26 protein-coding genes, 2 tRNA genes and 1 other RNA gene are annotated in these 26,942 nt (G+C 26.4%); 14 read left to right on the top strand and 15 right to left on the bottom strand.

Features of this window, described 5'->3' with window-relative positions; all coding sequences use genetic code 11:
* Positions 1–16: 16 nt before the first annotated feature.
* Positions 17–373: a FolB domain-containing protein gene (locus M9405_RS00200; protein ID WP_250223280.1), complete on the bottom strand. Its 357-nt coding sequence runs from the start codon at positions 371–373 to the stop codon at positions 17–19.
* Between the two features lie 99 nt (positions 374–472).
* Here M9405_RS00200 and plsY point away from each other — a divergent pair, with 99 nt between their 5' ends.
* Positions 473–1,102 (top strand): glycerol-3-phosphate 1-O-acyltransferase PlsY, encoded by a 630-nt coding sequence (gene plsY / locus M9405_RS00195; RefSeq protein WP_250223279.1) that lies wholly within the window; start codon positions 473–475, stop codon positions 1,100–1,102.
* A 19-nt stretch (positions 1,103–1,121) separates the two neighbouring features.
* Here plsY and tsaD read toward each other — a convergent pair whose 3' ends face one another.
* Positions 1,122–2,141 carry a tRNA (adenosine(37)-N6)-threonylcarbamoyltransferase complex transferase subunit TsaD gene (gene tsaD / locus M9405_RS00190; protein ID WP_250223278.1) on the bottom strand — a complete coding sequence of 340 codons (1,020 nt, stop codon included), beginning with the start codon at positions 2,139–2,141 and terminating at the stop codon, positions 1,122–1,124.
* 165 nt (positions 2,142–2,306) lie between these two features.
* On the opposite strand from tsaD, the gene rpsU reads away from it, so the two are divergent.
* From rpsU to M9405_RS00170, 4 genes are all read left to right on the top strand, one after another.
* Positions 2,307–2,522, top strand: a complete 216-nt coding sequence (gene rpsU / locus M9405_RS00185; RefSeq protein ID WP_250223277.1) for a 30S ribosomal protein S21 — start codon at positions 2,307–2,309, stop codon at positions 2,520–2,522.
* 143 nt (positions 2,523–2,665) lie between these two features.
* Positions 2,666–4,441 carry a DNA primase gene (dnaG, locus tag M9405_RS00180; protein WP_250223537.1) on the top strand — a complete coding sequence of 592 codons (1,776 nt, stop codon included), beginning with the start codon at positions 2,666–2,668 and terminating at the stop codon, positions 4,439–4,441.
* A gap of 125 nt (positions 4,442–4,566) precedes the next feature.
* Positions 4,567–6,411, top strand: coding sequence for an RNA polymerase sigma factor RpoD (gene rpoD, locus M9405_RS00175; protein WP_250223276.1), 1,845 nt, complete (start codon positions 4,567–4,569; stop codon positions 6,409–6,411).
* A gap of 293 nt (positions 6,412–6,704) precedes the next feature.
* Positions 6,705–6,779 (top strand) — tRNA-Ile (locus M9405_RS00170).
* A gap of 187 nt (positions 6,780–6,966) precedes the next feature.
* Here the strand turns inward: M9405_RS00170 and M9405_RS00165 are convergent.
* From M9405_RS00165 to rsmI, 3 genes are all read right to left on the bottom strand, one after another.
* The gene (locus M9405_RS00165; RefSeq protein WP_250223275.1) at positions 6,967–7,461 is read right to left on the bottom strand and encodes a DedA family protein; all 495 of its coding nucleotides are present in this window, start codon (positions 7,459–7,461) and stop codon (positions 6,967–6,969) included.
* Between the two features lie 541 nt (positions 7,462–8,002).
* Positions 8,003–8,444, bottom strand: an RNA gene (gene rnpB / locus M9405_RS00160) — RNase P RNA component class A.
* 56 nt (positions 8,445–8,500) lie between these two features.
* Complete coding sequence (rsmI, locus tag M9405_RS00155) at positions 8,501–9,346, bottom strand: 16S rRNA (cytidine(1402)-2'-O)-methyltransferase (RefSeq protein ID WP_250223274.1); 846 nt, start codon at positions 9,344–9,346, stop codon at positions 8,501–8,503.
* Between the two features lie 337 nt (positions 9,347–9,683).
* Here rsmI and M9405_RS00150 point away from each other — a divergent pair, with 337 nt between their 5' ends.
* On the top strand, positions 9,684–10,259 hold the full coding sequence (locus tag M9405_RS00150; RefSeq protein WP_250223273.1) for a BON domain-containing protein: 576 nt from the start codon (positions 9,684–9,686) through the stop codon (positions 10,257–10,259).
* A gap of 624 nt (positions 10,260–10,883) precedes the next feature.
* Here M9405_RS00150 and rpsI read toward each other — a convergent pair.
* Positions 10,884–11,294, bottom strand: a complete 411-nt coding sequence (gene rpsI / locus M9405_RS00145) for a 30S ribosomal protein S9 (protein WP_250223272.1) — start codon at positions 11,292–11,294, stop codon at positions 10,884–10,886.
* A gap of 11 nt (positions 11,295–11,305) precedes the next feature.
* Positions 11,306–11,737, bottom strand: a complete 432-nt coding sequence (gene rplM / locus M9405_RS00140; RefSeq protein ID WP_250223271.1) for a 50S ribosomal protein L13 — start codon at positions 11,735–11,737, stop codon at positions 11,306–11,308.
* 457 nt (positions 11,738–12,194) lie between these two features.
* Here rplM and M9405_RS00135 point away from each other — a divergent pair, with 457 nt between their 5' ends.
* Positions 12,195–12,587, top strand: a complete 393-nt coding sequence (locus M9405_RS00135; RefSeq protein WP_250223270.1) for a YhcB family protein — start codon at positions 12,195–12,197, stop codon at positions 12,585–12,587.
* Between the two features lie 185 nt (positions 12,588–12,772).
* Positions 12,773–14,158 (top strand): Do family serine endopeptidase, encoded by a 1,386-nt coding sequence (locus M9405_RS00130; protein ID WP_250223269.1) that lies wholly within the window; start codon positions 12,773–12,775, stop codon positions 14,156–14,158.
* Positions 14,159–14,308: 150 nt separating this feature from the next.
* Here M9405_RS00130 and murA read toward each other — a convergent pair whose 3' ends face one another.
* Both murA and M9405_RS00120 read right to left on the bottom strand, forming a co-directional pair.
* Complete coding sequence (gene murA / locus M9405_RS00125) at positions 14,309–15,574, bottom strand: UDP-N-acetylglucosamine 1-carboxyvinyltransferase (protein ID WP_250223268.1); 1,266 nt, start codon at positions 15,572–15,574, stop codon at positions 14,309–14,311.
* Positions 15,575–15,609: 35 nt separating this feature from the next.
* On the bottom strand, positions 15,610–15,867 hold the full coding sequence (locus M9405_RS00120) for a BolA/IbaG family iron-sulfur metabolism protein (RefSeq protein WP_250223267.1): 258 nt from the start codon (positions 15,865–15,867) through the stop codon (positions 15,610–15,612).
* Between the two features lie 831 nt (positions 15,868–16,698).
* Here M9405_RS00120 and lptC point away from each other — a divergent pair.
* The 3 genes from lptC to lptB are packed head-to-tail and all read left to right on the top strand — an operon-like array spanning position 16,699 to position 18,557.
* Entirely contained in the window at positions 16,699–17,325 is a 627-nt protein-coding gene (gene lptC, locus M9405_RS00115) for an LPS export ABC transporter periplasmic protein LptC (protein WP_250223266.1), read from the top strand.
* Positions 17,303–17,818: a lipopolysaccharide transport periplasmic protein LptA gene (gene lptA, locus M9405_RS00110; protein WP_250223265.1), complete on the top strand. Its 516-nt coding sequence runs from the start codon at positions 17,303–17,305 to the stop codon at positions 17,816–17,818. Before lptC ends, lptA begins: the two co-directional genes overlap by 23 nt.
* Positions 17,819–17,822: 4 nt before the next feature.
* Positions 17,823–18,557, top strand: a complete 735-nt coding sequence (lptB, locus tag M9405_RS00105; RefSeq protein WP_250223264.1) for an LPS export ABC transporter ATP-binding protein — start codon at positions 17,823–17,825, stop codon at positions 18,555–18,557.
* A gap of 749 nt (positions 18,558–19,306) precedes the next feature.
* Here lptB and M9405_RS00100 read toward each other — a convergent pair.
* From M9405_RS00100 to M9405_RS00085, 4 genes are all read right to left on the bottom strand, one after another.
* Positions 19,307–20,167, bottom strand: a complete 861-nt coding sequence (locus M9405_RS00100; RefSeq protein ID WP_250223263.1) for a metal ABC transporter permease — start codon at positions 20,165–20,167, stop codon at positions 19,307–19,309.
* Between the two features lie 100 nt (positions 20,168–20,267).
* A complete protein-coding gene (locus tag M9405_RS00095; protein WP_250223262.1) occupies positions 20,268–20,915 on the bottom strand; it encodes a metal ABC transporter ATP-binding protein in 648 nt (215 codons plus the stop codon).
* Between the two features lie 16 nt (positions 20,916–20,931).
* Positions 20,932–21,072, bottom strand: a complete 141-nt coding sequence (locus M9405_RS00090) for a hypothetical protein (RefSeq protein ID WP_250223261.1) — start codon at positions 21,070–21,072, stop codon at positions 20,932–20,934.
* An 83-nt stretch (positions 21,073–21,155) separates the two neighbouring features.
* Positions 21,156–21,239 (bottom strand) — tRNA-Leu (locus M9405_RS00085).
* Positions 21,240–21,532: 293 nt separating this feature from the next.
* On the opposite strand from M9405_RS00085, the gene M9405_RS00080 reads away from it, so the two are divergent.
* On the top strand, positions 21,533–22,432 hold the full coding sequence (locus M9405_RS00080) for a LysR family transcriptional regulator (RefSeq protein WP_250223260.1): 900 nt from the start codon (positions 21,533–21,535) through the stop codon (positions 22,430–22,432).
* Between the two features lie 32 nt (positions 22,433–22,464).
* Here the strand turns inward: M9405_RS00080 and lptG are convergent, their stop codons facing one another.
* Positions 22,465–23,541 (bottom strand): LPS export ABC transporter permease LptG, encoded by a 1,077-nt coding sequence (gene lptG / locus M9405_RS00075; protein ID WP_250223259.1) that lies wholly within the window; start codon positions 23,539–23,541, stop codon positions 22,465–22,467.
* Positions 23,542–23,554: 13 nt separating this feature from the next.
* Positions 23,555–24,676 carry an LptF/LptG family permease gene (locus M9405_RS00070; RefSeq protein ID WP_250223258.1) on the bottom strand — a complete coding sequence of 374 codons (1,122 nt, stop codon included), beginning with the start codon at positions 24,674–24,676 and terminating at the stop codon, positions 23,555–23,557.
* A 230-nt stretch (positions 24,677–24,906) separates the two neighbouring features.
* Between M9405_RS00070 and M9405_RS00065 the strand changes: the two genes are divergently transcribed.
* Together M9405_RS00065 and M9405_RS00060 are read left to right on the top strand one after the other, a co-directional pair.
* Entirely contained in the window at positions 24,907–26,409 is a 1,503-nt protein-coding gene (locus M9405_RS00065; RefSeq protein ID WP_250223257.1) for a leucyl aminopeptidase, read from the top strand.
* Positions 26,410–26,482: 73 nt separating this feature from the next.
* A complete protein-coding gene (locus M9405_RS00060; RefSeq protein ID WP_250223256.1) occupies positions 26,483–26,941 on the top strand; it encodes a DNA polymerase III subunit chi in 459 nt (152 codons plus the stop codon).
* Position 26,942 lies beyond the last annotated feature (1 nt).

The following is a 26,942-nucleotide window of genomic DNA, read 5'->3' as shown; positions in this document are numbered from 1 at the left end:
TAAAATTAAATGTAGACTACCATTTATTTCTTTTAATACAAATTCCAACATTAGTTGCCCCAGTAATACCTTGCGGCTTACTAACTATTATTTGTGTCCAAAGAATATTAAATTGCTTTATTAAAATATTTGCCACGATATCTGCTACATCTTCTATCAAAAAAAATTGTTTCTCATTTACTAAATTCAGTATCGTATTACTAACATCAATATAATTAATATAAAAAGTTTTATCATTATTTCCTAAATGTTTTGATTTTGGCTCATAACCTAATTGCACATCAAAAATTAATTTTTGTAAAAATTTCTTCTCCCAATCATATATACCAATATATGCCATCACTATTAACTTTTCTATAAACAGAATATCCATATACACATATTACGCAGTTAAATAAAAAATTATCTATTTTAAGTGAAATAAAGTATTATATATTATATAATAATTTGTTATGCATTTATAATAATAATTATGGAAACTTCTTTTATTATAATAATAATATTAGCTTATTTTTTTGGATCAATATCCAGTGCTGTTTTAATTTGTAAAATATTATGTCTTCCGGACCCAAGATTTTTTGGATCTAATAACCCTGGAGCCACTAACATCTTAAGAATTGCTGGTTATAAAATCGCAATAGTAGTCATAATGTTTGATGCACTAAAAGGAGCCATACCTATATGGTTAGGATACTATCTCGTAATGATGAATCCTAAATTTCTAGGAATAACAGCTATCTTTTCTTGTTTAGGACACATGTATCCCGTATTTTTAAAATTCCGAGGAGGAAAAGGTGTATCTACTGCATTTGGATCTATTTCAGCAATGAATTATGATTTTTTTCTAATCATGATAAGCCTTTGGATAACAATTATATTAATATCTCGATACGCTTCCCTAAGCGCAATTGTTACAGCATCAGTAGTACCATTTTACACGTGGTATTTTCAATATCAATATTTATTTGCAATTATAGTAATATCTACTTTAATTGTAACAAAACATATTCCTAATATAAAATTACTATGGATTAAACAAGAAAAACATATCTGGGGAAATAAAAATAAAAAAGCAATACATAATGATAAGAAATCATTATAATAACTATATATTTTTATACTTATCTAATCTTAGGTAACTCTTCTAAAGACCATTTTGGTCGTACTAAAATAGATAAATCCCTATTAATTAAGCCTACCTGTAATCTAATACATCCTACATATGCTATCATTGCTCCGTTATCCGTACAAAATTCTATTCTAGGATAGAATAACTTGCCGTCTCTAATACGCATCATCTTTAAAAGATTTGATCTTAATACACAATTAGCACTAACACCTCCAGATATTACTAAACTTTTTAAACCAGTTTGATCTAGAGCGCGACGACATTTAATCACTAATGTATCAACGATAGCATCCTCAAATGCACGTGCAATATCAGCATAATTTTGAGCATTATAAAAACTAGATAAAATAGTACGCGCTACAAAAGTTTTAAGACCAGAAAAACTAAAGCTTAAACCTGGTCTATCAATCATAGGTCGCGGAAATATATAACGCCCAGAAACTCCCTGTTGTGCCATTTTTGATAATAACGCTCCGCCAGGATATTTTATCCCTAATAATACAGCTATTTTATCAAATACCTCACCTACAGCATCATCTGTAGATTCTCCTAAAATTTCATACTTTCCTAGATCGCGCGCTAATACAAGTTGAGTATGTCCTCCAGAAATTAATAAGGCTATAAATGGAAAATTAATGGGAGTTTTCTCCAACATTGGAGACAATAAATGAGCTTCCATATGATTAATATCAATAGCAGGAACTTTCCAAGCATATGCTAATGCTTTCGCGGTAGTTGCTCCGACCAACAACGCTCCTACTAAACCAGGCCCAGCAGTATACGCTATACCATTAATATCCTTAGGACTTGAATTAGCCTGATCTAATACAGATAAAATTAAAGGAATTATTTTTACTATATGATCACGAGCAGCTAATTCTGGAATCACACCCCCGTAATCAGCATGCAATATATTTTGCGCATACGTTTGATGAGCTAACAATCCTTGATATTTATCATAAACTGCGACCCCGGTTTCATCACATGATGTTTCAATTCCTAAAATACGCATACATACAGCTCCACATTATAACAAATACAAATATTAAAGATATACTTATATTTATTTGCTAAAATTAATATCTACATATTGCATAATATATAAAATATAATTATCATACTATACATCAAAATTACAATACACTACAAAGTGTCTCAAATTGCATAGAGAGAAAATATGCCGATAGTTAAAATACGTGAAAATGAGCCGTTCGATGTGGCTTTACGCCGATTTAAAAGATCTTGTGAAAAATCTGGAGTTCTATCTGAAGTACGTCGTAGAGAGTTTTATGAAAAACCAACTACGGAACGCAAACGTGCTAGAGCATCCGCAATAAAACGTCATGTAAAAAAAATGCATCGAGAAAACCTAAAACGCGCTCGTTTATATTAACACTACTTTTTACGAAAAACATACGATATTAATTATTTCTTATAATATTTAATAACAAGAGTGTTGTGTATTCAGTATGATATTAATAATCAATATCAGCTATTAATTTAATTGTCTAAAAAAACAAATAATTAAGGAACAAAATTATTCGTGTTTCAAATACAATAATTAAAGAACTAATATCACGCACAAATATTATTGATATAATATCCCATAAATTTTATCTAAAAAAACAGGGAAAAAATTTTGTAGGTCACTGTCCTTTTCATGATGAAAAAAATCCATCATTTACCGTAAGTATAGAAAAACAATTTTATTATTGTTTTAGTTGTGGATCACATGGAAATGTAATAGATTTTTTAATGAATCATGATAAGCTCAATTTTATTGAATCTATTCAATTCCTATCAAACATGCATGGAATTTCAATAAATTCAAATATTAATGCTTGTAAAAATAACAACTCACAACAAAATGATTTATACCAATTAGTTAATGAACTATGCGAATATTATATTAATATCCTCAATCAAAAAAAATATTCATATGTCTACGAATATTTAAAAAAACGTGGATTAAACTCTGAAACTATTAATAATTTTAGCATAGGATTTGCCCCTCCAGAATGGGAACATTCTATAAAAATCACTAAAATTCTTTCATACAAAACAGAATTACTAAAAAAATTAGGTATATTTTTGGGTAAACATCTAAATTATCACCAAAGATACAATAGATTTCATAATCGAATTATATTTCCTATCCATAATATCAATGGAAATATTATAGCATTTGGTGGACGTTCTATTTCAGACAAAACAACACCTAAATATTTAAATTCTGCAGATACTGCGATTTTTAAAAAAAGTCAAAATTTATACGGTTTATATAAAAATTATGTGCAACATAAAAAAATTCCTTACATACTTCTAGTAGAAGGTTATTTCGATGTTATATCACTCATGGCATTTAAAATTCCCTATGTAACAGCTACTTTAGGTACTAATATTACTGCTTATCAAATTAATATGCTATATAAAATTACCGATTGTATTATCTGTTGTTATGATGGTGATAATGCAGGGAAAATAGCAGCTTGGCGTACTTTAAATCAGACATTACCTTATCTGACTGATAAACGTGAAATATATTTTATATTTTTACCTAATGGAGAAGACCCAGACACCCTAATACGTAAAATAGGAAAAGATAAATTTTTGAAAATTTTGCAAAACAAACAAGATATATCAAATTTTTTATTTAAAATATTATCTCAAAAAATAAATTTGCAAACATTATCTGGAAAAATTAAATTAAGCAATTTGATATTACCTATGATTAAAAAAATTCCTGGAGAAACATTAAAATTGTACTTATTGCAACAATTAGGAAATAAAATAGGAATCTTAGATGATAGAAAACTGCATCAATTACTTCAAAAAACACCTGTTTCATCTGATTATAATACAAAAATCACAAAAAATATTGACATTAGTAACACTGTAGAACACATATTAATAGGATTATTGATGCAAAACCCAAAACTTGCTAAATTAGTTCCAGACACACAAATATTACAAACATACGAAAACTATGATATAAAAATATTTATAGATTTAGTTGAAACATGTAAAACATATACTATATTAAATTCTGCTCAACTATTAGAGCATTATCGTGATAATAATTTTTTCAAAAAACTTGAAATATTAACTTTTTGGAACCACATGGTTAAAGAAGATATAATTGAAAATACATTTATAGAAGCATTAATAAAATTACATAATTTAATATTAAAACAAAAACAAGAAACATTAATAGCGCAAGATCGTGTAAATAAACTAACACAACAAGAACGCAGAGAATTATGGCTAATCAATCAAGCATTATCAGTGCAATATAATACTGCTAAGTTTTAATAAAAAATTTTCATTAACAAATATCTATCGAATAGGTTATAATGAATTTTTCCTGTACTAGAATATAAAATTTTAAGTCACTATTAACATTTTAATACTACTCCAAGAAGTGGGAGTCTTTTATAATGGAACACAACCCACAATCACAACTAAAGTTACTCGTTACCCGTGGAAAAGAACAAGGATATTTAACTTTTTCTGAAGTTAACGATCACTTACCAGCAGACATCGCAGATCCTGGGCAAATAGAAAATATAATTCAAATGATGAATGATATGGGTATTCAAGTTATGGAAGAAGCCCCAAATTCCGACGATTTTTTATTAATAGAACACACTACCTCCACTAATGATGAAGAAGATGCAACAGAAGCAGCTGTACAGGCGTTAGTAAATGTAGAATCAGATTTAGGTAGAACAACTGATCCGGTGCGGATGTACATGAGGGAAATGGGTACTGTGGAGCTATTAACTCGGGAGGGTGAAATAGATATAGCGAAAAGAATAGAAGATGGAATAAATCAAGTTCAATGTTCAGTTGCTGAATATCCAGATGCGATTACTTATTTATTAAAACAATACGAACGCGTCAAAACTGGTGAAGTACGTTTATCAGAATTAATCACAGGGTTTGTGGATATTAATGCGGAAAATATTACCTCTTTAAATAATAACATAAATAATATTTCTCACAATATTCACTCTATTATTAATATAGAAACAATATCTGAAGATAATGAAGAAGAAAATGATTATAACAATATTGATCCAGAAATGGCTCGTAAAAAATTCAAAACACTACGTAATCAATATGATTTAACACGTAAAACTATTCAATGTAATGGACGCAATAATATTCAGTCATTAAAAGAAATTTCAAAACTTTCTGAAGTATTTAAACAATTTAGATTGGTTCCAAAACAATTTGATTACTTAGTAAATAGTATGCGTACTATTATGGAACGAGTACGAACACAAGAACGATTAATCATGAAATTATGTGTTGAAACTAGTAAAATGCCTAAAAAAAATTTTATTGAATTATTTTCGGGTAACGAAACTAATGACAATTGGTTTCGCGCTGCTTTATCTACGCATACATCATGGTCAGAAAAATTAAATACAATCAATCAAGATGTATATAATGGCATACATAAATTATATCAAATTGAACAAGAAACTGGATTAACTATAAAGCAATTAAAAGATATTAATCGTAGAATGTCTATAGGCGAAGCTAAAGCACGTAGAGCTAAAAAAGAAATGGTCGAGGCTAATTTGCGTTTAGTAATATCTATTGCAAAAAAATATACAAACAGGGGACTACAATTCTTAGACTTAATACAAGAAGGGAACATTGGTTTAATGAAAGCTGTAGATAAATTTGAATACCGTCGTGGTTATAAATTTTCTACTTATGCCACTTGGTGGATTCGACAAGCTATCACCCGATCAATAGCAGATCAAGCACGTACTATTCGTATTCCAGTGCATATGATAGAAACTATCAATAAATTAAACCGAGTTTCTCGTCAAATGTTACAGGAAATGGGTCATGAACCAACTCCTGAAGAACTAGCAGAACGTCTATTTATGTCAGAAGAAAAAATTAGAAAAGTATTGAAGATAGCTAAGGAACCTATTTCCATGGAAACCCCAATAGGGGATGACGATGATTCCCATCTTGGTGATTTTATTGAGGATACTACTTTAGATCTACCGTTAGATTCAGCAACTTCAGATAATTTACGTACTGCTACACATGATGTACTTGCCGGGTTGACTCCAAGAGAGGCTAAAGTATTGCGCATGAGATTTGGTATTGATATGAATTCTGATCACACGTTAGAAGAAGTTGGAAAACAATTTGATGTAACTAGAGAAAGAATTCGACAAATTGAGGCAAAAGCTTTGAGAAAATTACGTCACCCTAGTCGTTCTGAAATATTAAAAAGTTTTTTAGATGATTAGATATATTTATATATTACATAAATATATAATAATGCTTACATAAAAATTATAATCGTTTATATGCTATGGAAAAAAACCATTGTATTAATTAAAAAGTCAATATTGTTGATGTAATGCTCTTACATGTGAAACACAAGAGATAATATAAAATAATCTAGTAAAATACTAATTATTATATATAATAATTATTTAAATTAACATTTTTGCAATAAATATTATATGTTAAATATAACATCATAATATAATGCTTTCTTTGTAGAGTTATATTTTTTATATATAAATGATAAAATAACGGCCCCTTAGCTCAGATTGGTTAGAGCAGGCGACTCATAATCGCTTGGTCGCTGGTTCGAATCCAGCAGGGGCCACATACATGTATATATGACATAATAATTTTTCTCTATGTTTATAAAGAAATGAAACATGCCTTATTATTACTTTGACCCGCAATATAAAGAACACTAATCCTTATTTATTATTTTAATAAGGACCAATAAAACAATATTTTGTTAAAATAATTATTATTAATAATAAAATTAAAACATTCAATACATTTCACAAATTAAAATAACATAATATATCTAAAAATTTAGTACGTTCTACTAACACACCTAACACAATAAGTATAAAAACCCATAAAAAAGAACTAATCCAATTAAATATTTGGAAACGTAATGAATTTAATCTATATACACCCGCAATAATAGGCAATACAGTTCGTGCAAATGCTATAAATCGCCCAAAAAATAAAGCATACAAACCGTGTTTATTTAACATAAACACGATTTTTTGATAAAATTTATTAGGAAATCTTGACAACCAACGTCTTACAGTTTTATTTCTTTCTAAAAATTTACCTTGTAAATAACTTATCCACGTCCCTAAACTTGCAGCTATTGTTAAAATAAACAAAGTTATGAAAAAATTTAAACAACCCTTTCCTATTAAAATCCCTAAAATAATCAACAAGCTATCTCCTGGTAAAAACACAGCTGGAATAATAGCATTTTCTAAAAAAAGAATAATAAATATTAAAGAATAAACGATCAAAATAACTCTTATATTTGAAAATAATGTAAAATTATAATTGCATATTGTCCATAACAGTTCTCTAAAAATATTCATAACCATATGATGCATTACAGAAAATAATACCGACTATATAATAAATACTATAAATTTTTTAGTGCTTTTATATAAACAAAACACCATTTATACAAAGCATAAAAACCCGTTTTTAAAAATTTTAAATGAATTTAAGTATAATGAAAGCAATAATCATTAATCTCACTAAAATTTTACTTTATAAATACGCTAGTTTAATTATCTAATATAATAAAGACGAAAAAACTTTATAAATAACTTATACAACTACATACTTAATTACATATAACATAATATATGTATATCTTCTAAAAAGAAAATAATTCACTCTATTCATATAAAAAATTATTTCTCAAAATATTTTACTATTTATTCAATCAAAACTCACACTGTAATAAATAAAACAAACACCACTAATTGAATAAAATATAATAATGACTTTGATTAAAACACCTTATATTCAAGATACCTGTAGTATTAACTTATTATAAGGAGTCGATCGTTAAGCCGGGTTCTGTCTCGAACAATCATTCATCTAAACTAATATTTGCATATTAGTTTTAGCAGCTTACCCAAGTTCAGTACGGACATACTATAGAACTTATATTTAGCCTTGCTCCGAGTGGAGTTTACATGACACGAACTGTTACCAATTCGTGCGGTGTGCTCTTACCACACCTTTTCACCCTTACCGTGTAATAAACACATATTTTTCCTACACATATATTCTATATATAGAATTGATAATATTAATCACAGGCGGTGTTCTTTCTGTTGCACTGGTCGTAGATTCACATCTCCCAGGTATTACCTGGCACTCTGTCCTATGGAGCCCGGACTTTCCTCTCCTTATTCTATTCACAAAACATTACTTGTTAATAATATCAAATAATTGTAAATATAGAAGCAGCGATTGTTTAATCAACTCCTTAAATTATATATATAATTATATATTAATATTAATACTCAAATATTTTACAAATATTTATTTTTTAACTTTATTAAATTTCTTATTTAAATATTGTTTATAAATCACATTTCTCTTTGTACCATACATAATTTTCATTAAAATTGCAACTTTTTTCAAAGGTAATTCTTTGATTAATATTTCCATAATATACGATATTTTAGGTGACAAAACATTACTGTTTAAACAATTTCCAGAAACAATCAATACTATTTCTCCGCGAATCTTCGAAGTGTCTCTCTGTATCCAAGATAATAATGTACCTATAGGAGCGCCATAAATAGATTCCCATACTTTAGTTAATTCTCTTGCTAAAACCACATGACGTTCTGTGCCAAACACACTAATCATATCCTGTAAAGTTTCTATAATTCTATGTTTTACATCATAGAAAATTAAAGTACGAGGCTCTTCTAACAAATCTTGTAACCGATTTATACGGACACTATGTTTGCGCGGCAAAAAACCTTCAAAGCAAAACCGATCTGTTGGTAATCCAGATCCACATAATGCAGTAATAGCAGCGCATGGACCCGGCAAAGGAATTACTTTAATATTCAATGCTTTACAAGTTTTTACTAAAAAATACCCGGGATCACTAATTAATGGCGTGCCAGCATCAGCAACTAACGCGAGACTAAAACCAGATTTTAATTTATCTACTAACACTGGTGTCTTTTTGTGTTCAGTATATTGCTGAAATGAATACAAACTTGCTTTTATGGAATAAAATTCCAACAAAACACGTACACGCCGAGTATCCTCTGCTACAATATAGTCCACTTTTTTTAAAACAGATAACGCTCTAAATGTAATATCTTGTAAATTACCAATTGGAGTAGGAACAATATACAATATTGACATATTTATACTTGAAAAAATTATACATGTATAATCTATAAAAAATATTCAATTCGCAATAAAATACTAAGTTTATATAAATTTCTTATGTATATTATGTGATAATATAACCATATTATTGTGTTTACTTGAAAATTTATTATATACATAAAATTTTAAATCAAAACTGTAGATAATAATAGATATTAAAAACTAATTCAATTAATATAATTGATGTTATCAAATATAAATTCTTTCAATAATTTATTAAAATTGATATAATACTAACTATATAAACACATGTTATTTTTAAGTATAAACTTAAATAAAAATTTAGTTTTATAAATATAAAGAACAAAACATGAATTGGCTATTATTAACAACCTTATTATCTATAGTAACATTGCAAGCGTGTTGTTCCAGCCTACTAGCAGTAGGAACCGCTACGGCTATAACAACTGCTTGGAATGATTCCCGTACTTTAGGTACACAATTAGATGATAATATCATAGCAATTAATATCACATATTCTTTATATAAAAACTCACATATCAGGCAAGCCGCTAGAATAAAAAATACTGTATATCACGGTGACGTATTGTTAACTGGTCAGTCTCTTTCTTCTGCATTGACTGAAGATGCTATAAAAATAATCAGAGAAATTAATGGAACTAAAAAAATTTATAATGCCATCAGAAAAAAATCCCCAATAAATCTCCAGTCTATTTTACGAGATATGTGGATTACTAACAAAATACGATTTAATATCTTTTTAAAAGATAATATTTATAGTTCTGATATTAAAATAACTACAGAAAATAAAGAAGTATTTTTAATAGGTAAAATTACTCCAGAAAAAGAAAATATACTTAGAGAGATAATAAAACAAACGGCCCCGACAGTATCGATAATATTCATCCCATATTTACATAAATGATCTTATTTTATATTATATATTTTAATATTTAAATAATTTCTATCTATATGATTAAATAAATATTATTTAAATGTAAAATTTATAAAAACAACAGTGCACCTCATCATTTTACATTTTTAAAATAAAAATAAAAAATAATCAAGCGCACTATTTTATTATGTATTGGTATATTCACTTTTTATAAATAATAAAATTATAAAAAATTATTATATGATATTCAATCAATATTAATATTTAAATTAATTTTAAAATTACACTAAATTAAATTAATAAATCAATAAATAATAACTCTTTATTTTTATTAAAGGTAAAACTGCTACATCTTACCATATTGCCTGATTATTTAAGAATAAAACACTATGATCAAAATTAATTGTACATACCAATAAATATTTAAATATTATTTTTCTATAACAACTGAAATCTTTTAATATAAATTACTTACATACAAAATATCTAAATTTTTTTCAGAAACAATTTAAATACAACATGACTCCCAGCGTTAAACCATATTAACGAATATAAACTTGTAAATATTTTCATTATAAAGCACAATATTAATATATTTGATAAAATCATAAAAATACATTTATCTCTATCAATCCCATAAAACTAATTAACTTATCAACGTTTAGAAAACTGCGGTTTTCTACGTGCTTTACGTAATCCAATTTTCTTCCTTTCTACTTCTCTAGCATCTCTAGTAAGAAAACCATTTAAACGTAAAACACCTCTTAATTTATCGTTATACTGTAATAACGCACGTGTCACGCCATGGCGTATAGCTCCAGCTTGGCCAGATACACCACCGCCTTTAACAGTTACATATACATCTAAATCGCGCAACAAATTAGTAACTTGCAAAGGCCTTACTACAACATTTTGAACACTATACTTTGCAAAATATTCATTTAAAATGCGCTTATTAATAGTTATTGTTCCAGTACCAGGTCTGATAAAAACCCGAGCAGAAGCACTTTTTCTCCTGCCAGTACCATAATATTGATTAGCAATATTCAATTTATCTATTTCCATATTTCATAAATCTAAAAATTTATAACTTTCGGAGTTTGCGCACAATGTAAATGTGTGCTACCTGCATATACTCTAAGCCTACTGTACATAACACGACCTAGCGGCCCCTTAGGCAACATACCTTTTACTGCAATTTCTATTACTCTCTCCGAGCGTTTATTCATCATCTGTTTAAAATTTAATTGTTTAATACCTCCTATATATCCAGTGTGATGATAATATATTTTATAGTTCTGCTTTTTACCTGAAATATATACTTTCTTTGCATTTAAAACAATAACATAATCTCCAATATCTATATGAGGAGCGTATTCTACTTTATATTTACCTATTAAATATTTAATAATTAAGCTAGAAAGACGTCCCAGCACTTTATCCTTAGCATCAACAACATACCATCTTCGTTCTTTAAGAAAATTTGATTTTACCATAAAAGTTTTCATAAAAATTAAATTTAACCTAAAACACTTTATTTATAATAAGTAACAACTATATTCGATATAAAGCAACTCATAACATCCCCAAGCATTGTAACATTTTGTTACTGCAAATAATAGTGTACCTCCTAATTTTTTAAAAATTTCAATAAATTGAACATAACTAACCTATTAATTAAATACCGCTACACCATTAATATATAACCATCATAATTAATATATTGACCTACTCATGTTTATTCATAAGTACATACAATCCATTTCAGCAAATAAAAACTAAAATATATATATATCTAAATATACCTATCAAAATCATACCGATTTACAAAATTTTCTATTATAACTTTTATTGATAAAACAATCTAAGTAGAATAAAATTCTAAATAAATACACTAATAGCTATAAAACATTGAACCAATATATTATATTGAATACGTAATAAATACATTTATAGAGGTATATTATGGTCTGGGTATTAGCGCTCATTAATTTAGTAATTGGAATTTTTATAGGCATCACTATTATGTACTATAAGACAAAATATTTATTAAATAATCAAAAAAATTTACGTAATGAACTACAAAATAATAAAACACAACTTAATGCATATAAAAAAGAACTAAGTCAGCATTTTTTTAATACCATAGATTTACTTAATAAAATAGCAGAAAATTATCGCAGTCTATATGATAACGTTAAAAAAAGCGCTAATTTTTTCTTACCAAATGCACATATGTTAAATAACATAGAAGAATTTAGCACGCAGAACATAAAACATGAAAAATTACCTATTGAAACCCCGTTAGACTATTCTGATAATATAGAAAATACTACAGAAAATCTCAACAATAAATAATATAAAAATTTCCAATTCTATAGTTATTTCATAAATATAATGTTTATCGTCAGATAACGCAATATGACTATTGCAGATAATTTAAATAATTTTTAACACCAAAAAATTATAATTAATACATTTGATAGATTTTTAACAAAATTAAAGCTTATATATTTTAATATAACTAATTACATCTATTTATTATGAAAATAAAAAAATTATTTACATTACTAAATATACCATTTTTATTAGGAATATCACATTCTTATGCTGTTATGCAAAAAACCCCAGTATCTACAGAAATTTCATCATTAAAAACTATGCCAAGTTTAGCGCCTATGTTAGATACGGTGCTACCAGCAGTTGTAAATATACATGTAGAAGGTACACAACCCGTTAGAAAACTTACATTACCTAAAGAATTTAAATATTTCTTTGGACCAGATATACCTGGCGGTAATTTTGGATCAAAACCATTTGAAGGATTAGGATCAGGAGTTATTATTAATTCTAACAAAGGTTACGTTGTAACTAATAATCATGTTGTTAATGGAGCAGACAAAATTAAAGTACAACTTAATGACGGAAGAGAATTTAATGCTAAATTAATAGGACATGATGAACAAACTGATTTAGCATTACTACAAATATTAAAATTTAAAAATCTTTCTGAAATTAAAATGGCAGACTCTGATACTTTAAAAGTGGGAGATTTTGCTATTGCGATAGGTAATCCTTTTGGATTAGGTCAAACAGCAACATCTGGGATTGTATCTGCTTTAGGAAGAAGTGGTTTAAATCTGGAAGGATTAGAAAATTTTATTCAAACTGATGCCTCTATAAATAGAGGAAACTCAGGAGGCGCTCTAGTTAACTTACATGGAGAATTAATTGGAATTAACACCGCAATATTAGCTCCTGGCGGAGGAAATATCGGAATCGGGTTTGCTATTCCTAGTAATATTGTGAAAAATTTAAGTCAACAATTAATCGAATTTGGGGAGATAAAGCGCGGTCAACTAGGAATTAAAGGCACAGAACTAACTGCTGATATAGCTAAAGCTTTCAATATAGATATACAACGCGGTGCATTTGTTAGCGAAGTTTTACCGGGATCTGCTGCTGCTAAAGCAAATATTAAGGCTGGAGATATCATTGTATCTATAGAAGGAAAACCAATACAAAACTTTGCTGAATTAAGAGTAAAAATAGGCACTACCGTTCCGGGAAAAATTATAACATTGGGTCTATTAAGAGATGGAAAAATAAAGACAGTATCAGTCTTGTTAGATGATAAAGCCTCTGTTAGCGTTAACGCCAATGAAGAAATATTAACTCCTGCATTACAAGGAGCATCATTAAGTAATGGGTATTTAAAAAATGGTGTAAAAGGTGTGCAAGTTATAGATGTTATCAAAGATTCTCCCGCGTATTCTATTGGCTTGCAAAAAGGCGACTTAATAATTGGATTAAACCGCATAAAAATACAAAATTTATCACAATTAAGACAAATCCTAAACGAAAAACCATCAGTAATAGCTCTAAACATTTTGCGTGGAGATACTAATATATTTTTATTACTTCGATAATATTTATAAATAAATAAAATTCAACATTGTCAAAACACTAAAAATTATGAAAATAATTGATTTTAAAAAAACATAATTTTAAAAAAAATATATTTAAATTTCTTGTTACTGTAGGCATTTAAAATAGTTAAATTTTACTAAATTAACCTATTAGACTATAGTTAAACGTTCTATACAGGCTCCCATATTTTTTAGTTTTTTTTCAAAACCATCATATCCTCGATCAACATGATATATACAATCAATAACCGTCAAACCTTGAGCAATGCATCCAGCTAACACCAAACTTGCAGATGCTCTCAAATCTGTCGCCATTACTCTCGCGCCAAATAATGAATTAACCCCCAAAAAAATAATTATATTTTTATCTAAAATTTTAACTTTAGCGCCCATACGAACAAGCTCTGGTACATGCATAAACCTATTTTCAAATATAGTTTCCACAATTTTTCCTGTACCTTCAGCCACCGAATTTAATAAAGTAAATAACGCTTGCATATCAGTGGGAAATCCTGGGTATGGTGCAGTCCTAAGATTAATGGCTCTTGGTCTTTTTCCATGCATATTCAAACTAATCCAATCTTTACCCGTCTTAATATCAGCTCCCGATTCACGTAATTTTTTTAAAACAACACATAAAGTATCTGGTCGGGATCGTAAACATACTACACTTTTACGTGAAACTGCTGCTGCAACTAAAAATGTTCCGGTCTCAATTCGATCAGGCATAACACAATATTTGCCACCACCTAATTTTTGCACTCCCTCTATAATAATTCTATTACTGCCAGCTCCAATAATGTTAGTTCCTAACATATTAAGAAAATTAGCAGTATCAACAATTTCTGGTTCTCGCGCAGCGTTATCAATTATAGTTATACCCTCTGCCAAAGTTGCAGCACTCATAACAGTTACTGTTGCTCCAACACTAACTTTGTCCATTATAATATGTGCTCCACGTAATCTACCATTGACTGAAGCTATAACATGCTCTTCTTTTACTATAACTTTAGCACCCATTTTTTTTAAACCACTAACATGCAAATCTACTAACCTCTGGCCTATAGAACATCCACCAGGCAACCAAATTTTTCCTTGACCAAATCTTGCTATTAAAGGAGCCAAGGCCCAAATAGAAGCACGCATGGATTTAACTAAATCGTAAGGTACACAACATATCTTTACATTACTAGTATCTGCAAATAATACTTCACAGTAATATTCTACTTTTGCACCAAATTTCCGTAACAATTTGATAGTAGCATCAACATCCTTTAATTTAGGAACATTAATAATTTCGACTGGTTTTTCAGTTAACAAAGTAGCAAACAAAATCGGCAATACAGCATTTTTTGCTCCTGATATTATCACCTCCCCACTTAATGGGGTGGGTCCATGAATATAAAATCTATCCATTATCATAAAAAAATTAAATATTAAATTATGTAAATTTACGCGATGTAAAATTTACGTTTTACGATCCATTCTTCAGGATCAAATGTTTTAATAGTCACCGCATGGATATTTTTATTTATAATCTCTGTCATAAGAGGAGCATAAATAATCTTATGCCGCTCTAATTCTGTAATACCGTAAAAGATACGACTTACCGCTATAATATAGCAATTTTTTTGATTTGTATTCACGTACAATTCATCTAATGATAAATGTTGTAATAAAATATTTTTAACTATATTACTTATACTCATAGATTTTTATCCAAACTGTATAACGCATATTATATAAAATTTAATTTTATACTCATACATATATTGCACTATTTTAAAACCATATACTAAATATTAAATTTAGAGTTAAAACTAATTTTTCAAAATCATATTTTTACGTTAAAACTCATAATATTTATTTGTTATTATAACACTATAAGTGCATACCTTTTATTTCTATAAAATCTATTAAAAACATAAAATTCATCATTATCCATTATTATACAATTTAGTATAAATTTTTAATAAATACAACTATGCATATTATGCATGCGCCATAAAATACAATTGGTTATATAAAACATATATGTTGCTCACATATAATAAAATATTTTTACAAAAATATTTAATTCATTAAGTTACTACAACACACTTAATTTAATAATAAACAATATTGTAATATATACAAAAAAATCAAATTTATTTATTAAAAATATGATTAAAAATCAAATCAAAATTATTAAAAATAGTTTATTTAAAAATTTACAAATCCAAAAAGATATATACATAATTAACACATATAAATATACTTCATATAGAGTAATAAAATAATTTAATATATTTAATGTAATAAATATTACTATGTATTTAATACTGCTTATCTATGCCTAAAATAATTAAATTTAATTGCATACTATATAAATTAACTTAATTATATATATTGCATTCATATTTTTAAAGACAAGAGTTCTTCTATTTTGTAAAAATTTTATATAAAAATATAATATATCTAAATTTTAGATATGTACTTAAATAAATTAAATTAACTAAATAATTTTATACATTATACAAATAATTAATTTTTCATTTAAAATGATTATAATCACAATTATATCTACATTTAAATTTTTTAAAAAATATAAAAATATAAAAAAAAAATACATTTTTATAATTTTTTTAATAATAATAATATTATTTATTCTTATAACCACAATTAAAATTTTAATAAATCTTCATAACCCACAAAATTTATTTCCCTATCACAATACATATAACTGCCAAAGTAATATGGTAACCATTCATTCATATAGTACTAAAGGATATCTTAAATGTATAATAACAACATGTTATGTTACACATATTTTACATGATAAAATTACTTGGTTTACTAACCCAAAAATCACTATTTTTGATAAAAAAAATATCCCAATATGGCGTATTACAGCAAACAAAGCAGCATTAAACTACAATAAAATATTATTTTTACATGGATGTGTAGATATCAGAAATTTAGTGCAACATACTTCCTTACAATCTATTATCTCAAACCAAGCTATAATTAATTTAACTACTCAAAGTGTTATTATGAATACAAAAGTAACGGTATATGGGACAAATTTCTTTTCTATAAGCACAAAAATGCATGCTAATTTATACACACAAACAGCAATATTTATTGATGATGTAAAAACCTATTATGATATTCAATATATACCATAAATATACTATTCTATTAATTTGCATTAGCACTATTTCAGTATCCAATAATTTAGATGCTCAAATTCAAAAAAATATTCAAACAATTGAAATTTATTCATCATATCAAACTATTGATATATTAACTGATACTATCACCTTCACAGGTAAAGTAACCCTTAAATATAAAAACATTGACCTATATGCAGATAAAATATTAATTTCTCATATAAAAAATACACAACTCCCATCAATGATAAAAGCATATGGAAATCCTGTTACTTTAAAACAAATACCTAAAATAGGTCATACAATATTTGCTCAATCACTAATTGTGCAATATAATGCAGACCATCATATTCTCTCTTTTATTGGAGATGCTTGTATAAAGCAAGCGGATAATTCGATAAAAGCTGAAAATATTATTTATTTAATAAATAAAAAACAAATAAAAGCTATTTCTAATAAAAATAAACAAATAATTTCAACTTTATTAATTAAACCAATAAATCAATAATTTAATGCAAACACTCATTGCAAAAAAATTATCTAAAAATTATAAAGGTAAAAACATTGTTAAAGATGTTAGCATATATATAACTTCTGGAGAAATTGTGGGTTTATTAGGGCCTAATGGTTCTGGAAAAACTACAACTTTTTATATGATATTAGGAATTATTAAACACAATTCTGGAGATATTTTTCTTAATAAGAATAATATTACTACACTACCAATTTATACTAGAGCACAATTAGGTATCAGTTACTTACCACAAGAAAGTTCTATATTTAGAAGATTAACTGTTTTTGATAACATCATGGCTGTTTTACAAATAAAATACAAACTTAATGTTAAAAAACGTTACAAAATTATTACTGAATTAATGAATAATTTTAATATTCATCATCTAAAAAATAATATTGGATATACTTTATCTGGGGGTGAAAGAAAACGTGTAGAAATTGCAAGAGCATTAGCAACTAAACCGAAATTTATACTACTTGATGAACCATTTTCTGGAGTCGACCCTATTTCAATAATAGAAATACATAAAATCATGCATAAGCTTACACAACAACATGGCATCGGAATATTAATCACCGATCATAATGTCAGAGAAACTTTACGTATATGTAATAGAGCATATATATTGAACCAGGGAACCATTATCGCTCACGGCGATTCTAATGCAATATTAAATAACAAATATGTACAAAAAGTATATTTGGGTAACTCATTTGAGTTCTTGAATTAATTTAAAGAATCTTACAATATAAATATTTAATATATTATCTAATATTAAATAATTTCAGAAATATTATATTATAAATATAAAAAATTTTATAAATGGTCCAGTAATAATACAGTATATAACATACTAATTCATTTTAATTAAAATAAAAAATTTGTCTTTATAAATACAATACGTTAATGTTAATAATTAACTACAATTAAAAATAAACACCTAATTTCTTAGAAAATGAATTAATAACTTTAATATTAAAATTCATTTATATTTAAAAATATAAATTTTTATAAAAAATAAATATGTACACTAACATCATACAATGTTTCATAAAATGAATTTTTTAATTAACTTAATTTTAAAGTCATTAAATAAACACTTTAAAATTTAAAAACTAATACCTTTAATAATAAAAAAAATAAAGCTTAATTGTTTAAATTAAATATTATTTAATACTTACTACCAAGGTATTTGTATAACACCTGCGCTTTAATATAATTAAAACATTAAACCATTTTATGCATAAATATATATGTATTAAAATACACAACACTAATCACTTAATAATTCATTATTTTCCCGGATTTTTATATAAAAAAACAAAAATAAACTAAAGACATGCGTATAAATAAAATATATTTATAAATAATCTGTGTTATCCAATGGATACTATATAAATGAATTACTTAAATATTATTAATCTATAAGCACTAATAATTAATACATATCAAATATTAAAATTTAATGACAAATGAAAATTATTTTTTTTTACATATAATAAATAAAATGCCATTATTTTTCCCAAAAAACACTGATAAAAAAAATACACAACTACTAAAAAATATAATAACAGGACCAGCAGGTAAAGACATATAAAAAGCTCCTAATAATCCAATCCATGAACATAACAACGCAATAAATACTGATAATAATAATAAATTTATCAAACCATCTACCCAAAACCGAGCCGATAAACTAGGTAACATCATCAAACCAATAGACATCAGAGTTCCAATCACTTGAAAACCAGCTATTAAATTTATCATTAATATTAATAAAAAAATTACTTGAATTATCCAAAAATGCTGAATATTACTAGTAATTAAAAAATCTGGATCAAATGTTGCAATCACTAAAGCTCTATAAAATATAGAAATTATAAATAAAGTTATCGCACTAATAATTCCAATACATTTTAAATGTAATATACTTACAGACAATATTGATCCAAATAACAATTCTAATAAATCTATACTAGATCCATGTAATGATATTAGTATCACTCCAAAAGATAAAGATCCAAGATAAAATCCAGAAAAACTAGCATCTTGTTGTAATAATGTTTTTTCACTAACCCAATAAGATAATATTGCGACAATTGCTCCTGAAATAAATCCGCCTATACTCATAGTAATACACGACATTCCTGAAAAAAAATACCCTATTGCTACTCCTGGTAATATAGCGTGAGACAACGCATCTCCTATTAAACTCATTCGTCTCAATATTAAAAAATTACCTATAGGAGTCATACTGATAGACAATATGAAACAAGCAACGATAGCTCTACGCATATATCCATAATTAATAAAAGGATCAAACAACATATGAATAATCATATACAATTTTATTATTCTCAATTCAATTGAGATATTATAAACACATAATAAGACACGAAAAAAATGAATCTAATTAATTGTAATACTTATAAACATTCAATTACATTGATAACTCACAAGTTCTACAAGAACTAGTCAACAAAAATATATCAGAAAAATGCTTATTTATAAATTTAATATCATGCGATACAACAATCGCTGTGTGTCCAAATTTGCAAAGCTTTTTAATAGCAGATATCATCATATTACAGGTATCTAAATCTACACCTTGAAACGGTTCATCTAATAATATCAAAGAAGATTTTTGCACTAAAACTCTGGCAAATAACATGCGTTGTACTTGTCCACCCGATAAATTACTAATATACTGATTCAATGTATTTAATAATTTTACTTGTTTCAGAGATCTCCAAATTATAGCTAATTGTTTTTTGTCTAATTTTTTTATTAAACATATTCCAGGCCAACAACCCATAGACACTACATCAAATACCGTTAATGGAAAATTCAGGTCTATAGTAATTTTTTGGGGTAAATAACTTATACTCAAAGGATTAGTCTTGTTTGAAAGTTCTAGACTACCAGATATTGGGGGTAATAATCCAGCTAATGTTTTTAGCAACGTTGATTTACCTATCCCATTTGGTCCGACAATAGCAATCATACTTCCTGGCTTAATGCAACCAGTTATAGATACACCAATTTTATTGGTGTTATAACCTGTTATTAAATTATATAACTTAATCATATTTCATATTTAATCCTTATGGCAACAAAGATGCCCAAAGAATAGCAAACCAAAAAAATAGTAATATTACTAATATTAATAATACACGAATGAAACTGGAAGCAATAAATACTTTCATGCTAATTGAAAAACGTGGTTTATAATAAAATAATGACATAGTTTTTAGAAAATTTTTAGTTATGTTATAACATAACCATAATTAAAAAATCAAACTCCTTGAGACAACACCAAGATTGAAAGTACCGAAGGCCGGAATCGAACCGGCACACCACTTAAGATAATTGATTTTGAGTCAATTGCGTCTACCTATTTCGCCACTTCGGTAAAATACAAATAAATATTTTTTCATAAAAACAAAACTTAAAAAACATTCATACTATATTTATATCATTAAATATAGCACTTATTATAATATAATAACACATATTTTAATAATATCAATTATATTAATATATGTATAACAATAATAACTGTACATATCAAAAATATAAATCAATATTTTTACTATTGTAGATAACAATATTATATTGTATCATATTAATATATTTTACTATTATATATTTATACTTTATAATACTTGATAAACAAATATTATATAATGCAACATTTATTATTATATGAATAATTTTGATTATAATTTATTAATAGTTCTAAATGCATTATTAGAAGATAATAGTGTTAATTTAGCTGCAAAAAAATTAAATGTTACTGCCCCAGCTATCAGTAAATCATTAAACAAAATACGTATTTTGTTTAATGATCAAATTTTAGTACGTAGTGGCACTAAACTAATACCTACTCCTAAAGCTACAGATTTAAAACCAAATATTAAAGAATTGGTAAATCGTATTGAATCAATATTTAATAAAAATATTGAGTTCAACCCTAAGACCACTGTTACAAAATTTACAATTGCTGCTAATAATACTATTATTTTTATTTTAAACACTATACTGTTTAAAACAATGCAAGAAATTGCCCCTAATATCTTCATTAATCTAATAAATGACGCAGATTATGATGATAACTTTTTAAGAAACCATACAATAGACTTGTATATAGGAGAAATGCGTGCGCTTAATCCAGAAATTACCATTAAGACCATTTATATATCAAAATGTTGCATAATATGTAGAAAAAATCATCCAATTTTATCCAAAAACAAAAATGTAGATAATTTATTAAAATATCAATTCATCAAAACTAAAAATGAATACTCAGCCGATTCAAACGAACAAGAAAAATATTTTTGGTCCGAAAGACATATAGTTGGCACTACTCCAGAATATATTACTACCATAAATACTGTAATTAATTCAGATATACTAGCAATAATTCCAGCATTCATATCAGTAATAACAAAGAAATTAAATATACCAATAACATGCTTCTATACTAATTTTAGTTTGGGTAAAAGAAATATTATTCAAGCATGGCATTCTAAAAATAATCATTCTCCTTCTCACAAATGGTTACGAGATTTATCTAAAAATATGTTTTTAGATCAAATAAAATAATACAATAATCACTAAATCTAAAATTTTATTTACTAAGAATATATACGTATTATCATAATACTTAATAATAAGAACACTATACTAGGGATTAATGCAGAAAATACTGGAGAAATATTATGCGCAGCACTTGATACACTAAATATTTGATTTAAAATATAAAATAAAAAGCCTATTATACTTCCTATAAATAACTTAAATCCCATTTTTTTTTGATATAACGGACCAAAAGTACATGTTAATGCAGTGAACATCATTACTATTCCAGAAATAGGAGATAATATCTTATTCCAAAAAATAATCTGATAATGCCTGGAATTTTGCCTGTTCTGATTAAAATATTTAATGCAATTATACAAATTCGAAATAGACAAAATATTGGGACGAACCGTTATCATAGATAATATCTTGGGATTTAACTGTATATTCCATTCAACACATGAAAATTTACTATTATTAATAGTATGCATATTTTCAGATATACATAATTCAGTTACATCTAATAAATTCCAAACTTTATTTATAAATATTGCGCGTTTAGCATAAAAAATCTTATTTAATTTTTGTTTTTTATTAAAATTATATAAAGTTACTCCAAGTAATTCTTCGTATGTCGTCACGCATTCTACATGAACAAAATTATCCTTATCTCTAAACCAAAAATTTTTTATTTTTTCTGAAACTAAATAAAAATTATTTTGGGAATGATCACGATATTTATATATCATTTTTTCACTATTTGGCATTAACCATTCATTAAATATCAAACTACATAGTAATATAGGCATAGCGGCTTTTATTGCTGATATAAAAATCTGAAATTTACTATATCCAAATAACTGAATTGCTATAAATTCGTTATGTGTCTCAAATATACTTAATCCTATAAGTCCACCTAACAAAACAGCAATAGGAAAAAATAATATAAAATCTTTTGGAACGCTTAAAATAATAAAGATAACTACTTCAAATATAGAATAATTTTCTATTTCTATTTTTCGTAATTCATCAACTAATCGGATAATACTGGATAACGATATTAATATTAAAAACACTACCGTGATACTCGAAAATAATATTGCTCTAATATATTTATTTAAAATACCGCACATAGATTTTTTATATTTACATATAAGAATGATGTTTGAACATAATTGCAACCAATTTTTTCATAAAAACAGTATTCCACATGTTACATAAAAATATTATTGTTAAATAAAGACCATTAAATAACCATATCCATAATATGGAATTTGTTTCATCAACAATAATATAATAATGCAATATAATATGTGAAACGAAAAAAAATATATACAAAAACATACCCAATAAAAATTTAAACAAATAACTGTTTGAAAAATTAGTAATTAAAAACATTGCTGTCATTGGCATAACAAAAATAGATATTAACAAAGTTAACCGCCAATTTAACTCTATTTGTGCCTCTAATTGCTCACAATACCATAATTGGCGCATAGACATATAATCAATGGATTTTTTTTGTTTAAAAATTTTTCGAAATACAGGATTTACCAACATTTCATATTGCGCAAAATCCGTAATAAATACATTGTTGTACACCTCATTCTTATAATATAAGTCGTAACATACCCCATTTTCTAAAACAATTGTTTTCAACCCGTCAGATTGTTGCTTAATATTACCGTAATCCGCAGTAACAATAATGGAAGTACTTACATCTTTATCCCGATGTATTTTTAATAAAAAAATATCCTTCAATTTTTGATCATGCACAGAATCTATAAATAAAATTAAATTTTTTGCAACATCTAACGAATAAATTTTTTTTTCCCAAAAGTCATTGAAATTAATACTATCTTTAATATCATACAACAATCTATTTTGATAATACGCGCAACAAGGAGACAACCATGCTAAATCAATACTAAAAAAACCAGCAATAATAACACTAAAAATAAGTATACTTTTTATTAATAATACCTTATCTACAGCACAAGAATACATAGCTATAATTTCATTATGCACGTGCAATCGATAAAAAGTGATTAACACCCCTAAAAATGTACTACAAGGGATAATTAATTTTCCTAATTCTGGAATATTTAACAAAAGACATAAAACAATTAAATACATTGAAACATTCGCATTTTCTAATAAACCTAATAATTTTATTAATTTTTGACAAAAACATACCATAAATAATATTATTAAAATAATTAATTGATTTTTAAACACTGCTTTTAGTATATATTTAATAAATGTCATTTTTTAAAAAACTTGTTTTTATATAAAACACTAATAACGTATAATAATAAAAAATTATTGTAATCAAACTAATATACATATATTAGTTTGTAATTTAAATAAACTTTATATTAAAATAATATAAAAATGTCCACGAGACAGAGATATCATTAATCTAACATTTTGTTAAAAAATCAAATACTATTAAATGATAATAGTATATAAATATACATACAAATATATAAAAAATTATGATAAAATTTAATATTACTGATGATTATATAGATTCTTTTTCTGATAGTTGTGTGGTTACAGGTGTATTTGAAAAATCATATTTATTCCCATCTACAAAAAAAATTGATAATATAAGCAATGGATATATAAGCTCATTATTATATCGTGAAGCACTACAAGGAAAAATTACACAAACTTTGTTTTTGTATGATGTACCTAATTTATACAATAAACAAATTTTATTGATAGGGTGCGGGGAAAAGAATTCTTTTGACCAAAATCAATATAAAAAAGTGATTCATGCAGCTGTCACTGCATGCAAAAATATACCTATAGTTAAAATATTGTTATTACTAAGTGAATTCAACCTTCCAGGATGTGACAATTATTGGAAAATAAGACAAACAATAGAAATTGTAAATGAGGAATTATACGTTTTTAATAAATTCAAAAATAAAAAAAATCAATCTAAATCCATACTTAATGAAATAACTTTATATATTCCTAATATAAATGAACTGAAGTATTGTCAACAAGCTATTAAAGACGCTATCGTCATAGCACGCGGCGTGAATATAGCTAAAGATTTAGGAAATTTGCCTCCTAATTTTTGCACTCCTAACTATATTGCTGAACAAACACAAGAACTGTCCAAATATAATAACATTTCTATTGATATAATAGATTTTTCAGAAATGAAAAAATTAGGAATGAATGCTTATTTAGCAGTAAACCAAGGATCAAATTATCCTCCGATAATGCCTATAATTAAATATCAAGGACATAAAAATGAATCTGATATAATCTCCGATCCTATAATTTTAATCGGAAAAGGATTAACATTCGATTCCGGTGGCATTTCTATCAAAGATGCACATAAAATGGATGAAATGAAATATGATATGTGTGGAGCGGCCGCAGTATATGCTGTCATGTATATAGCAGCAGAACTACAGTTGCCCTTGAATATTATTGGCATACTTGCTGTTGGCGAAAACATGATAAGCAGTAATTCATTTCGTCCAGGTGATATCTTGACCACTCTTTCCGGAAAAACTATAGAAATCTTAAATACTGATGCCGAAGGACGCTTAATTTTATGTGATACTCTAACATATGCAAAACGATATAAACCTAGTATAGTGATAGACATAGCAACACTTACTGGAGCTTGTGTAGTAGCTTTAGGAAATCATTTTAGCGGACTTATGTGCAATGAAGAAAAATTATCCAAAGATTTAATCTTTGCATCGCAACAAACCAAAGATTACATTTGGAGATTACCATTACACGAAGAATTTCAAAACCAATTAAAGTCTACATGCGCTGACATGACAAACGTTGGTGGTAGATCTGCTGGAGCTATTACTGCAGGATGTTTTTTACAAAAATTTGTTAAATATCCCTGGGCGCATCTAGATATTGCAGGAACAGCATGGATCTCTCATGATTTAAATAAAAGTTCTACAGGACGTCCTGTAACACTATTATCACAATTTTTACTTAATAAATTAAAATAATGTCACTATATATTATATGCAATACTTAATAATAATATTGATATATAAAATACAACTAAAATTCATATAACATATGAAACATGGAATTTTCTATATACTGCCTCAAGCGCTGCAAAAAAACAATACGTTTAAATACTTTACAGAAAATTTTTTTTGTAAGTTAATAAGTGAACAATGGAGATCCAATAAAAGTATTTTAATAACCTGTGATACTAAAGAACAAGCTATAAAAATCAATCAAGCTTTATGGATATATGATAATAATACATTTCTACCACATGATTTATTTGAAAAAAATAACAAACACACTCCAATTCTAATTTATTGGCGAGAACACTATTATGATTATCAATCAAGAGATATACTAGTAAATCTAATGAAAAAAAACATGCGCTTCTTTTTCAATTTTAACGAAATTATAGATTTCGTCCCTATCACTAATACTTTGAAAGTATGGGCAAGAAATCGATATAAATCCTATAAAAAACATGGATTTAAATTAAATATTATTCACGTACCAATTCATGAGTAAT

The organism is Candidatus Blochmannia ocreatus, from assembly GCF_023585745.1.
GTDB lineage: Bacteria > Pseudomonadota > Gammaproteobacteria > Enterobacterales > Enterobacteriaceae > Blochmanniella > Blochmanniella ocreatus.
Note: the sequence above shows the minus strand (reverse complement) of the source record. Positions and strands in the feature narration are given on the sequence as shown.